Annotated in this window: 11 protein-coding genes and 1 tRNA gene; 9 read left to right on the top strand and 3 right to left on the bottom strand. The window is 69.8% G+C overall.

What is annotated here, in order from left to right; genetic code table 11:
• Positions 1–15 precede the first annotated feature (15 nt).
• Positions 16–1,071, top strand: coding sequence for an NAD-dependent epimerase/dehydratase family protein (locus U5K29_13440; protein ID MDZ7679539.1), 1,056 nt, complete (start codon positions 16–18; stop codon positions 1,069–1,071).
• 3 nt (positions 1,072–1,074) lie between these two features.
• Here U5K29_13440 and U5K29_13435 read toward each other — a convergent pair whose 3' ends face one another.
• A complete protein-coding gene (locus U5K29_13435) occupies positions 1,075–2,307 on the bottom strand; it encodes a PDZ domain-containing protein (protein MDZ7679538.1) in 1,233 nt (410 codons plus the stop codon).
• An 80-nt stretch (positions 2,308–2,387) separates the two neighbouring features.
• Here U5K29_13435 and U5K29_13430 point away from each other — a divergent pair, with 80 nt between their 5' ends.
• From U5K29_13430 to U5K29_13420, 3 genes are read left to right on the top strand one after another with little or no spacing between them, the layout of a single operon-like run.
• Complete coding sequence (locus U5K29_13430) at positions 2,388–2,900, top strand: molybdenum cofactor biosynthesis protein MoaE (GenBank protein ID MDZ7679537.1); 513 nt, start codon at positions 2,388–2,390, stop codon at positions 2,898–2,900.
• Positions 2,897–3,136: a hypothetical protein gene (locus tag U5K29_13425; protein ID MDZ7679536.1), complete on the top strand. Its 240-nt coding sequence runs from the start codon at positions 2,897–2,899 to the stop codon at positions 3,134–3,136. The genes U5K29_13430 and U5K29_13425 overlap by 4 nt, the downstream gene beginning before the upstream one ends.
• 9 nt (positions 3,137–3,145) lie before the next feature.
• Complete coding sequence (locus tag U5K29_13420) at positions 3,146–4,153, top strand: rod shape-determining protein (GenBank protein MDZ7679535.1); 1,008 nt, start codon at positions 3,146–3,148, stop codon at positions 4,151–4,153.
• 7 nt (positions 4,154–4,160) lie between these two features.
• Here U5K29_13420 and U5K29_13415 read toward each other — a convergent pair whose 3' ends face one another.
• Positions 4,161–4,811, bottom strand: coding sequence for a HEAT repeat domain-containing protein (locus tag U5K29_13415; GenBank protein ID MDZ7679534.1), 651 nt, complete (start codon positions 4,809–4,811; stop codon positions 4,161–4,163).
• A gap of 105 nt (positions 4,812–4,916) precedes the next feature.
• Between U5K29_13415 and U5K29_13410 the strand changes: the two genes are divergently transcribed.
• Positions 4,917–5,465, top strand: coding sequence for a hypothetical protein (locus U5K29_13410; GenBank protein ID MDZ7679533.1), 549 nt, complete (start codon positions 4,917–4,919; stop codon positions 5,463–5,465).
• A gap of 11 nt (positions 5,466–5,476) precedes the next feature.
• Here U5K29_13410 and U5K29_13405 read toward each other — a convergent pair whose 3' ends face one another.
• Positions 5,477–5,701, bottom strand: coding sequence for a hypothetical protein (locus U5K29_13405; protein ID MDZ7679532.1), 225 nt, complete (start codon positions 5,699–5,701; stop codon positions 5,477–5,479).
• Between the two features lie 283 nt (positions 5,702–5,984).
• On the opposite strand from U5K29_13405, the gene U5K29_13400 reads away from it, so the two are divergent.
• The 4 genes from U5K29_13400 (at position 5,985) to U5K29_13385 (ending at position 12,483) form a co-directional block, all read left to right on the top strand.
• Positions 5,985–6,986 (top strand): PDZ domain-containing protein, encoded by a 1,002-nt coding sequence (locus tag U5K29_13400; GenBank protein ID MDZ7679531.1) that lies wholly within the window; start codon positions 5,985–5,987, stop codon positions 6,984–6,986.
• A gap of 85 nt (positions 6,987–7,071) precedes the next feature.
• The gene (locus U5K29_13395) at positions 7,072–9,249 is read left to right on the top strand and encodes a DivIVA domain-containing protein (GenBank protein ID MDZ7679530.1); all 2,178 of its coding nucleotides are present in this window, start codon (positions 7,072–7,074) and stop codon (positions 9,247–9,249) included.
• Positions 9,250–9,278: 29 nt separating this feature from the next.
• The gene (locus U5K29_13390; protein ID MDZ7679529.1) at positions 9,279–12,296 is read left to right on the top strand and encodes a UPF0182 family protein; all 3,018 of its coding nucleotides are present in this window, start codon (positions 9,279–9,281) and stop codon (positions 12,294–12,296) included.
• A gap of 110 nt (positions 12,297–12,406) precedes the next feature.
• Positions 12,407–12,483, top strand: a tRNA-Met gene (locus U5K29_13385).
• Positions 12,484–12,512 lie beyond the last annotated feature (29 nt).

The raw sequence follows: 12,512 nt of genomic DNA, 5'->3' as shown, positions 1-12,512 counted from the left end.
GGGCATGGTAGGCCCATGAGTGGCGTCGTCCTCACCGGGTCCTCGGGTGCACTCGGCAGCCGGGTAGCGACGCGGCTGCTGGCCTCGTCGTCATCGGCTCCGGTCACCGGACTCGACCTGGTCCCCGGGCCGTGCGAGCCCTCCGAGCGGTTCCACGCGCGTCGCTTCGACCTCGCCACCGACGATCTGGCGCCGCAGCTGGCGCAGGCCGACACCCTGATCCACCTCGCCTCGGTGCTCGCCCCCGGGCCGGGGCGAGACGATTCCGGCGTCGATTCCGGCGTCGATGTCGAGCTGACCGAGCGGGTGCTGGCCGCGGCGGGCGCAGCCGGCGTGCACCAGGTGGTCCTCGTGTCGAGCGCCACCGTCTATGGGGCCTGGCCCGACAATCCCATCCCCCTCACCGAGGATTCGCCGGCGCGGCCCAATCCGGGCTTCGCCTTCGCCGAGGACAAGGCCAGGGTCGAACGTCTCGCCGAGCGGCACCGCAACGAGCACCCACGGGCCCGGGTGGCGGTGCTGCGACCCACGACGACCCTTGCCGAGGAGTCGGCCAGCTGGGTGGCGTCGGCTCTGCTGTCGGCCGCGGGACTCCGAGCCGGGGAGTTCGATCCCCCGGTGCAGTTCCTGCACTTCGACGATCTGGCTTCGGCCGCGGTCCTCGTGGCCGAGCAGGGGTGCGACGGTGCGTTCAACGTGGCCCCCGACGGGTGGATCCCACCTGATGCGATGCGGGCGCTGGCGGGTATTCCCCGGCCGCGGGTCCCGGTGGCGATCGCGGGCCGATTCGTGGCGACCCGCTGGCGCCTTGGTCTGTCGTCCACGCCTCCCCAGATCCTGCCGTGGATCATGCACCCGTGGGTGGTGGCCAACGACCGTCTCCGTTCGCTGGGGTGGGTGCCCACCCACACCAACGAGGAGGCCTATGTGGCAGGCACATCACCCGGCCCGCTCGACACCCTCAGTCCGAAGCGGCGCCAGGAGCTGGCCATCGGTGCAGCTGCGGCAGGGGTCGTGGCCTCGTGCGCGGCCGGGGTGGGGATCCTCCGCCGGGTGCGTCGCGGGCGCTGATCGCTACCCCTCGACGGGAGTCGGAGCCGGTTCCTCGCGGACCTCGAGCTCGGCGGCGATCTGCTCCTCGACCCCGTCGCGCTGATAGGTGATGGTGATCGTCTGGCCTGGTCGGTGCCCCCGCACGGCGGTGACGAACGCGGCCATCGACGGGATCGGCTCGTCGTTGACCGCGACGATCACGTCTTGGGGGAGCAAGCCGGCATCGTGTGCGGGGCTGCCCTCGACCACCCGCAGCACGACCGGTTGCGCCTGTTCCTGGCGACCCTCGATCCCCAACCACGGGTGCCGCGCGCGACCCACCTCGATGATGTCGGTGGCGACGACGCGTGCTGCGTCGATCGGGGTGGCCAGGCCGAAGGGCGCCCCGTTTCCGGCGCGCACCGTCACCCCGATGACCTCACCGTCGGCGTTGAGCAGGGGGCCACCGGAGAGCTCGACCGGCACCTGGGCGTCGAACCGGATCATGTCGTAGAGCGTGAGCTCGCTCTCGAGACGGGCAGGCGTTCCGACGGCATTGACCATCGCCGCGCTGGCTGCCACCTTGCCGGTCTCGTCGGGCTCGAGCACCAGCACCACCCCACCGGGGGTGAGATCGCGAGGATCGCCCAGCGCGGCGGGCGCGAGGTCGTCTCGCCCCACCTTCACCACCGCCAGATCGGTCAGCGGATCGACACCGACCAGCGCACCCTCCTCGGTGGAACCGTCGTGGAGACGGACTGTGATCGACGAGAAGTCCTCGAACGGCTGGGCCTCGGTGAGCAGGTGCCCGTCGGTGGTGATGACGACCCCGGCGCAGTCGGTCGAGTCCTCACCGTTGACCACGGTGATCCACGCCAGCGAGGGCGATGTCGCTTCGGCGAGCTCGCTCATGGTGGGCGGTGGGGGTGAGGCTTCGGTGGTGGTTGTGGTGCTGGTGACGACGGTGGTGGACGGTGCAGCGAGCTGGACGGGCCCTGGCGCCTCGACCCAGCGTTCGACCACGCGTTCGCCGACGCCGGTGATCATGATGACCGACACGGCGACCGCGGCCCCGACCAGACTCGACACCGCGACCGCGGCCGCGACCGTCCTTCGCCGCGGGGCCGGGGCGAAGTCCACGGTGTCGGGAATCGAGCGAGCGCCGGGAGGGGGGACCTTGTGGATCTCCGACGGGTGACGCCACAGGCGGTCGTCGGGATGCACCGGATCACCGAATCTGGCTGCTTCGTCGTCGAAGGAGTCGTCATCGGGCACGCAGCGGAGATTATCGACCGATGCGGCCCGATTGTCCGCGGCCCTGCAACGTCACGTGTTCGATCTCCTACCATGGCCGAGTGCACGCGCCACGCGACAGCGACACCTGGGTCGGTCTGAGCGCCGATCCCTTGCCGGTCGAGGCCGCCGCCAACTGGGCGGTCATGCCTCGGTGCGGCGCGGTCGTGCTGTTCTCGGGGACCGCCCGCGACCACGCCGAGGGGCGGCCCGGTGTCTTGCTGCTCGAGTACGAGGCCTACACCGAGCAGGTCGAGCCCCGGTTGGCGGCCATCGTCGAACGCGCCCGCGACCAGTGGCCCGACCTCGGCCGCGTGGCCTTGCTGCACCGGGTCGGACCAGTGCCGGTGGGCGAGTCGGCGGTGGTGGTCGTGGCCTCGGCACCGCATCGCGACGCGGCGTTCGCCGCGGCACGCTTCGGGATCGACACGTTGAAGTCCACGGTGCCGATCTGGAAGCGTGAGCACTGGGACGGCGGTCAGAGCTGGGGCCTCGAGGCCCAGCACCTGGTCGACGTCGCCTCGACCCCAACCGATGGAACCATCCCCCCCGCGGGCACAGGAGGAAACCAGTGAACCCGGTCGGCTTCCTGCTGATCGCCTTGCTCGTGGCCGCGCTCGGCATCGTCATCGCGGTCGGCAGGCACAGCAAGCCGGCTCGGCCCGAGTCGGCCATGGAGGAGTTCCGTCGCGAGATGCGGGCACTGGCTCCTCGCGATCAGCCCGGCGGGCGTTCGACGCCATCGACGGGGGTGTCTCAGAGCCGTTCCGGCACCGGGGTGCAGACCGATCCGGCCGAGGACGAGGACTAGGAGCGCCCACTGGCACGAGATCTGGCGATCGACCTGGGAACCGCCAACACCCTGGTGTACTCCCGCGGCGAGGGCATCGTGTTGAACGAGCCCACCGTGATCGCGCTGAACAACCAGACCGGCGATGTGCTCGCCATCGGCCACGAGGCCTGGCAGATGATCGGGCGCACTCCGTCGAACATCGTGGCCGTCAGGCCGTTGCGACAGGGGGCCATCACCGACTTCGACGTGACCCAGCGGATGATTCGCTTGGTCCTGCAGCGGGTGGGTGTCAGTCGGTTCAACCGCCCACGCGTGGTGATCTGCGTGCCGTCGGCCATCACCGCCGTCGAGCGGCGGGCGGTCACCGAGGCAGCGCGGCGCGCCGGTGCCGCCGACGCCCAGTTGATCGCCCAGCCCATGGCCGCCGCCATTGGTGCGGGCCTTCCCATCAACGAGGCCATGGGGTCGATGGTCGTCGACATCGGTGGTGGCACCTCGGAGACGGCGCTGATCTCGCTCGGGGGGATCGTGTCCATCCAGGCGGTCCGTCTCGGCGGCTTCGACGTCGACGCGGCGATCCAGGTCTACATCCGCCGCGAGTACGGCATCGCCATCGGTGAGCAGACGGCGGAACAGATCAAGGTCACGATCGGTTCCGCGTGGCCGGTCCGCGAGGACGTGAACGCCGAGGTCCGGGGACGCGACCTGGTCTCGGGTCTACCCAAGACGGTGCTGTTGACCCCCGGCGAGGTGCGCGAGGCCATCAGCGAACCGATCGGAACCATCGTCGACTCGGTCGTCTCCTGTCTCGGCACCGCGCCGCCCGAGCTGGCACAGGACCTCATCGAACAGGGGATCCACCTGGTCGGCGGTGGTGGGATGCTGGCCGGGCTCGACGTGCGCCTGGCCGCCGAGACCGAGGTGAAGGTGCACCTCGTCGACGCTCCGCTCGAGTGTGTCGTCATCGGCGCGGGACGTTGCATCGAGGCCTACGACGCCCTCAAGTCGATGTTCATGGGGGCCCCGGGACGCTGACCCCGCCTCAACGGTCCGGGCGTTCCTCGCTGTTCGCCGGTGGGGGAGCGAGCAGGTCTTCGGCGGCCTGACGGACCTGCCAGTCGCGGTCGGTGCGGGCACGTTCGAGCGCGGCGTCGACCTCGGGGCCCTCGAAGGGCGCCAGCGCGATCACCGCCCGGCGTCGAACGGTGGCGATGTCGGTCGTGGCCGCCAGGATCGTCTGCAGGCCGCCAGGGTCGCCGATGGCACCGAGGGCGGCTACCGCCGCTTCGCGCACCAGCGAGTCCGGGTGGCTCGACACCAGGGCGCACAGCGGCTCGACCGCGTCGGCGGGTTGGAGCTCGCCGAGTCCCCACGCGGCGACCTCGACCACTCGGTCGTCGCTGTCGTCGAGGAGCCGCACCAGGTCGATCTCGTGGCTCCCCACCGCTGCGGTGGCGGCGACCTCGACCCCGCGGCGCCGCACATCGGGGTCGGGGTCGTGCAGCGTGCGCGCCAGCTCTGCCGGGGTCAGCGATCCGGTCCGGGCCAGTGCCGCCACCGCGCTGGCCCGCACTCCCGGGTCGTGATCGTCGAGATGGCCGCGGGCCACCTCGGAGTCCCCACGATGCCCGGCCAACACGACCGTCCGCTTCCGTGTCGCGGCGTCGCCGGGGCCTGCTGGGTGCTCGGTCATCGGGTTCTCGGCACTGTGGGTGGGGTCGATCCGGTCATCGAGCCCGGCGGATCCTCAAGTTCTGCACCCTCCGCTCCGATTGGTTAAGGCCGAAAGGAGTCGCCCGTGTCCCACATGGTCATCTTCCGTACGCCCGAGGGCAAGCCCGGGTATCAGCCAGCCGACACCGTGGAGGAGGCCGTCGCTGTGGTCGAGCGCCTCCGGAACGAAGATGGTGTCGAGAACGTCCGCATCTTCCGTCTGGAAGAGGTGGCGTTCGAGTACAAGCCCTACTACAAGGTCGAACTGGCCGACGGTGGCGGCGACGAATCCCGGGGGCGGTCGGCGCCCACCGCCATCCTCGGAAGGTCGAGTCCGACCGACGTGGACGAGGCCGGCGCGGCCGGCGACGAGGCGGGAGCCGAGGACGACGGCGGGCCCGTCGACGCCGGCGGTGACGACGAGGCATCGACCCCCGCGGACGAGACGTTCGCTCCCGAATCGGAGACGCCCCCGTGGGCCGCACCGCCACCACCTCCCCCGGCACCGGTCGTCGAACCGCCCGCGGCCGAGGTCGGCGGCTTCGGCGACGAGGCCGGCGATGCCCCGGCCGAGGACTACGACGACGAGTTCAGCGGTGCCGGTGGCCAGCGGCGGGGTCTGTTCGGCCGCTGAGCCGGCGGCGCTCAACTGAGCATGTAGTCGACCAGGAAGAAGCCGCTGAGCAGCAGCACGCCGATGGCGATGGCGAGCGCCACCCCGAGCACGACGGTCAGGACCACCAGGCCAACACCCGACAACGCCCGGCGCCACACCGGTGGTGCGGTCTCGGCCGGGCTGACCCACGGCACGTCGCCATAGAGCGGCTCGGACGGGGGCAGCGGTCGGGGCTGACGTCGTAGCAGGTTCACCGGTGGTCGCTCCTCGCCGTCCCGGCTCGGTTCCTGCCCCGCGTCGTGGTCGCTGGGCAGGAGTGGCAGGCTAGTGGGACTCTCTTGGCGCTCCGGGTCACCGCCGGGGCCGATGATCGTTGTCGGGGCACGTCCGTTCTCGACTCGATGGAACCTGATGATACCGCCACCCACCGAACTCCTCGACGAATCTCCACCTGCTCCGACCTCGGCCCTCGGTCCCTACCGACGGATGTCGCGGCGCGCTCGGCGCACCCTGTGGATCTCCATAGCTGCAGTGGCGATGCTCACCTCGGCGCTGATCGCCGCCGCGGTCGTCGAGGTGCCCTACTGGTCGTTCTCCCCGGGAGCGATCCGCGACACCGCCGACGTCATCACGGTCCAGGGGACCGACGTCCACCCCTACGACGGCACCATCGCCTTCACCACCGTCTCGATCGACGGCCGCTTGTCGGTGCTCGGCTTCGCGCTGGCCTTTCTCGACCCCGACTCCGACATCGTGGCCGAGGAAGAGGTGCTGATCGGCAGCGACCGTGAGGAGAACCGTCAGATCAACCTGCAGCTGATGGACCTCTCCACTCAGAACGCCAGCTACGTCGCGCTCCGGCGTCTCGGCTACGAGGTCAACACCATCGGTACCGGGGCCATGATCATGAACGTCGAGGAGGGCATGCCGGCCGAGGACGTGCTCGAGGTGGGCGACACCATCGTCGCCGTCGACGGCGAGCCGGTTCAACAGGCCGAGGACCTCGTCGACGCGATCAGCAACAAGGCTCCCGGCACCACCGTCGCCCTCACCGTCGAGGAGCTCGACGCATCCGACCGCGACGAACGCACAGTCACCCTCACCGAACGGGAGGACGACCCGTCCCAGGCCTTCCTGGGGGTGGCGCCGGCCACACGGGACCTCGCCTTCGACTTCCCGGTCGACGTCCGCTTCGACACCGGGGGAGTGGGCGGACCGTCGGCCGGCCTGGCCTACACCCTCGCCCTGCTCGACCTGTTGGCCCCGGGTGATCTCACCGGCGGCGTCAGGGTCGCGGCGACGGGGACCATCGACCGGGACGGCAACGTGGGTCCCATCGGCGGGCTCGAGTACAAGGCGGTCGGGGCTCGCCGCGACGGGTTCGAGGTGTTCCTGGTGCCGGCGGCCACCCCACCGGACGAGTTGGGGGCCGCCCACCGCCGGGCGGGCGACGCGGTCGAGCTCATCGAGGTGGCCACCCTCGACGAGGCGCTCGAGGCCCTGGTCGAGTTGGGTGGGGCCCCGCTGCCGGAGGACTGATGTGGAACGGCTTGTCAAGGGGGTCGCGTGTGCGTCCGCGCGGGGTTCCCACCCCGGGGACGTCCATGTCGGTACCATCGGGTGGATGGTCGATCCCAGCGAGCTCGAACCCGAACGGATCGCCCGGCGCGAGTTCACCACCACCTTTCGCGGCTTCGACCAGGTCGAGGTCAGGGCGTTCCTCTCGTCGGTCTCGCTGCGTCTCCGCGAGGTGCTCGACCGCGAACGTGACCTGCTGACCAGGATCGACGAGTCCCAGCCTCACCCCGTCGATCTCGACCAGATCGACGAGCACCGCCTGACCGAGCTGCTGGGCGAGGAGACCGCCAGGATCTTCGAAGCGGCCCGCGAGGCAGCGACCGAGATCCGGGCCAAGGCCGAGGCCAAGACCGCCCAGTTGGTCCGCGAAGCCCAGGCCGATGCCAACCGGATGACCAGCGAAGCCGCCGAGGTGATGCGCCTCCGCACCGCCGAGGCCGAGACGGCCGCAGCGTCGATCCGCTCCGATGCCGAGTCCGAGCGCGACCGGATCCTGGCCGACGCCCGGGCCGAGGCCGATGCCCTGCGGGTCCAGGTCGATGCCGAGGTCGAACAGATCCGCACCGACGCCCAGCGGGTGCTCGACCAAGCCGAGACCGATGCCGCGGCGGCGCTCGAGGAGGCCCGCCAGCAGGGTCGCGAGATGGTGTCGGAAGCCCAGGTGGTGCGTGAACGGATCCTGAAGGATCTGGCCCGTCGTCGTCGCACGGGCAAGGCCCAGCTCGAACAGCTCCGCGCTGCTCGTGAGCGTCTCCTCGATGCCTACGCCTTGGTGCGTCGGACCCTCGAGGAGGCCACCACCGAGCTCAGCGTCGCGGTGCCCGAGGCGAAGCTGGCGGCCGAGTCCGCCGGTCGTCGCGTCGAGTCCGACGACGGCGAGCTGTCGGTCGAGGCGATCGAGGCCGAGCTCGATGCCGGCCGGGTGGCAGGGGTGCCGCTGCTCGACACCGGCGAGGTGCCAGCGGCCCGCCCCTCCCCGCCATCCGAGCCCGAGTCTGAGCCTGCAACCGAGGCCGAGCCTGCTGCCGAGGCCGAGCCTGCAACCGAGGCCGAGCCTGCTGCCGAGGTCGAGCCTGCACCGGACGCGGCGCCTGCCATCGAGGCCGAGCGCGAGCCACTGTCCGATGCCGAACCACGACCAGAGCCACCGCCGGCGCCGGTTCTGGCCAGTGCGGATGGTGACGGTCACGAGGACGACGACGGCAGCGCTGCTGCTGGCGAGGAGCCGGGCCGGCTCCTGGCGTTGGTGCCCGAGCTCGACGATGCGGCACCGATCGCCGAGCCCGAGGGTCCCGCCGAGGCGGATGTGGCCGCCGAGGCAGATGTGGCCACCGACCAGACGGGGGACGAGGGGCCACGGGTCGACGAGCTGTTCGCCCGCCTCCGCTCCGAGGTCCCCGACATCGATGCCGAACCCGCCGGCGATGACACGGTGGTGTCGCATGCGAGCGCCGAACCTGGCGAGGGCGCCGAGGATGCGGTGCCGGTCGAGGACTCCCAGTCCGCCGATGGTGACGAGCCGGCCGAACCCGCGGAGCCCGATGATCCCGACGAGGTGGCGCTCGAACGGCGCGACCGCTACGTGCTCGACCTCGAACGTGAGCTGGCCCGGATCCTGAAACGTCAGCTCGCCGACGACGAGAACGACAAGCTCGACCTCATCCGGCGTCGCCCGGCCAAGGCGGTGGCCACCGAGGTGCTGCCCGCGCTCGACCAGCACCGGGCCACCGTTGTCGAGGCCGCCACCGACACGCTGCTGCTGGCCGCGGCATCGGGGAGCGAGCTGGCCACCACCCTGGTCGCCGACGACGATCCGGCGGCCGAGACCGTGATCGACCTCGACGTCGAGGTCGACGATCTGGCGGTCGAGATGGTCGACGCCCTACTGGTGCCCATCCGTGAGCGGGTGAAGGACCTCGCCGGCGGCACCGATCCCGACGATGCGCTCGACGGTGTCCGTGCGTGCTACCGCCGGTGGAAGGCCACCATCGGCGACCTTGCGGCGCAGTACGTGCACACCGCGTTCAACCGGGGCATCTATGCGGCGTTGCCCGACGGCACCATGGTGCGTTGGGTCGTCGATCCGGGTGCCGGGCCCTGCCCCGACGGCGAGGACGACGCCCTCGAGGGTCCCATCGCCAAGGGCACGCCGTTCCCCACCGGCCACCTCCATCCACCGGCCCATCCTGGGTGCCGGTGCCTGTTGGTTCCGGGGGATCTGTAGGCTCGTCCATCATGCGGCCGCCTACACAAATGCCCAGCCGTCCCTCGCGTTCGCCGAACCGGGGGCGCATCATCCTCATCGTCGCCGTGGTCGCGCTGTTCGTGTTCTTCACGTCGCTGCGCGGGATCGCTGGCTTCTACACCGACTTCTTGTGGTTCCAGGCACTCGACCTGACCGGAGTCTGGACAGGAATCCTCGGCGCCCAGGTCGCGCTCGCGCTGATCTTCGTCGGCCTGTTCTTCGTGCTGATGTATGTGAACCTCTGGTTCGCCGATCGGGTGGCCCCCAGATTCCGGCCGAGCGGACCCGAAGAAGAGGTCATCGAGCGGTACTACGAGGTCGTCGGCAACCGTCAGGGCTGGGTGCGTCTCGGTGTCTCGGCGGTGTTCGCCCTCATCGCCGGGGTCGGCACGTCCGGGCAGTGGGAGTCGTGGATCCTGTTCACGAACCAGCAGGAGTTCGGGATGACCGACCCGCTGTTCAGCACCGACATCGGGTTCTACGTCTTCCAGCTCCCGTTCCTGTCCTTCGTCACCGGCTGGCTGTTCGGCTCGCTGGTCACGGTCTTTCTCATCACCGCCGCTGCGCACTACGTCAACGGCGGCATCCGGGTCAACACCGCCGGCGAGCGCGCAACACCCCAGGTCAAGGCCCACCTGTCGGTGCTGCTCGCGGTCATGGCCCTGGTGCGCACGGCGGGCTACTGGCTCGATCGCTACGAGCTCACGGTCTCGAGCCGGGGCCACGTCGACGGCGCGCTCTACACCGACGTCAACGCCCAGCTCCCCGCCCTTCACCTCCTGCTGCTCATCTCGCTCTTCGCCGCCGGGTTGTTCCTGGTCAACATCTGGCGCCGGGGGTGGGTGCTGCCGGTGGTCGCGGTCGGCCTGTGGGCCTTCGTGTCGGTGGTGGTGTCGGGCATCTACCCGGCGTTCATCCAGCGGTTCCAGGTCGAACCGGCCGAGTCCAGCCGAGAGGCCGAGTACATCGAACGCAACATCGAGTCCACCCGTTTCGCCATGGGGCTCGACGAGGTCGAGACCCAGCCGTTCGACTACAACACCGACCTCGATGCCGACGACGTCATGGCCAACCAGGAGACCATCCGCAACATCCGGCTGCTCGACCCCGGCATCGTCAACGACACCTATCAGCGGTTGCAGGCCGACCGGGGCTACTACCAGTTCAACGACCTCGACGTCGACCGCTACATGGTCGACGGCAACATCACCCAGGTCGTGATCGCCACCCGCGAGCTGAACCCTGACGGCGTGCCCAACCCGTCCTGGGAGTCCCGATCGCTCATCTACACCCACGGCTACGGTCTGGCCGTGGCCCCTGCCAGCGCCATCGACCCGTCGGGTCGCCCGAACTTCATCGTCGGCGATCTCCCGGTGCGGACCGATCCGGGGCTCGATCTCGAGCTCGAGCGGCCCGAGCTGTACTTCGGCGAGAACCTGCCGGGCTATGCCATCGTCGGCACCGAGCGGGCCGAGGTGTCGATCGAGGAGGCCGGCGCCGACGGCGAAACCATCACCACCGCCTATCAGGGCAAGGGCGGGGTGCCGGTCGGTTCGCTCGTGCGGCGGCTGGCCTTCGCCCTGCGCTTCGGCGACATCGAGCCGGTGATCTCGGGGTTCGTCACCGACGAGTCTCAGATCCTCTACATCCGCGACATCCGCGACCGGGTGCACACGGTGGCGCCGTTCATCGAGTTCGACGCCGACCCCTACCCGGTGGCGGCCGACGGCGGGATCCACTACGTGGTCGACGGCTACACCACCACCGACCGCTTCCCATACTCCCAGCAGGCCAACACCGAGCAGGTCGATCCTCGCAGCGGGCTCGACAGCAACTTCAACTACGTCCGCAACTCGGTCAAGGCGGTGGTCGACGCCTACGACGGCACGGTGACGCTCTATGTCATCGACCCCGGCGATCCTCTGGTGCGGGCCTACGCCCAGGCGTTCCCCGAGCTGTTCGCTCCCCTCGACGAGATGCCCGAAGGGTTGATCAACAACCTGCGCTACCCGGAGGACCTCTTCACCGTCCAGACCAACATGTGGGGCCGCTACTTCCTGGACGATCCCCAGGAGTTCTACGCCCAGGACCAGGCCTGGCAGGTGGCCCAGGATCCAGGCGTCACCGTCGACGGCTCCGGTCAGGTCACTCCGGTCACCAACGTCGAAGGAGAGCAGACCGGCACCCGCGAACGCCGGATCGACCCGTACTACCTGTTGATGCGCCTTCCCGAGGAGGAGGACGAGTCGTTCGTGATGTTGCGGTCGTTCGTGCCGATCTCCCAGGCCGACGAGCGCAAGGAGCTGACCTCGTTCATGGTGGCCAAGAGCGAGATCGAAGAGTACGGGAGGCTCGTGGTCTACGAGATGCCGCAGGGATCTCAGATCGACGGTCCGGCCATCGTCAACGCCAACATCTTGTCCGAGGAGGACATCGCGTCGCGCATCGCACTGTTGAACCGCGAGGGTTCGCGGGTGCGACTCGGCAACCTCATCCTGGTGCCGGTCGAGGAGTCGATCCTCTACGTACGTCCCCTGTACGTGCAGGCGTCGGGAGCCACCCAGGTGCCCGAGCTGCGCAACGTGATCGTGGCCTTCGGCAACGACATCGTGATGCAGCCGTCGCTGGCGCTGGCACTCGAGGAGCTGTTCGGCATCCAGCCCGAGACCGGCGAGGATCCCGGTTTCATCGAGGAGCCCCCCGACCCGCTCGATCCCGACGCGCCTGATCCCGACCCGCTCGACCCGGGCGACGACGACGGACCTGACGACGAGGATCCGCCTTCCACCACCACCACGACCGAGCCTCCGTCGTTCGAGGATGGCACGGCTGCCGAGCTGCTCACCGAGGCAGATGAGCTGTTCGAGGAGGCCGAGCAGGCGCTGCGCGACGGCGACCTGGGCGAGTACCAACGGCTGGTCGGCGAGGCCCGCGACCTGATCGCCCGAGCACTGGAGCTGGTCGCCAACGGCAACGGGGGCGCCGACGACGGCGACTCCGATGTCGTGCCGACCGATTCGACCTAGCCGTCACCCTCGGGCCCGTGCCAACGTCGTCCCCGCGCGGCGGGAGCGAAGTGGCAATCGGCATCCGAGTTGGCGTCGGGGGCGGGTCGCCGCTATCGTCACCAGTCCGCCGCGGGGTGGAGCAGTCTGGTAGCTCGTCGGGCTCATAACCCGAAGGTCGTAGGTTCAAATCCTACCCCCGCCACCAACTTGAATGCCCAGGTCAGAGGCCCTTTC

Source organism: Acidimicrobiales bacterium, assembly GCA_034521975.1.
GTDB lineage: Bacteria > Actinomycetota > Acidimicrobiia > Acidimicrobiales > SKKL01 > SKKL01.
This window is presented reverse-complemented; position numbering and strand designations above follow the sequence as displayed.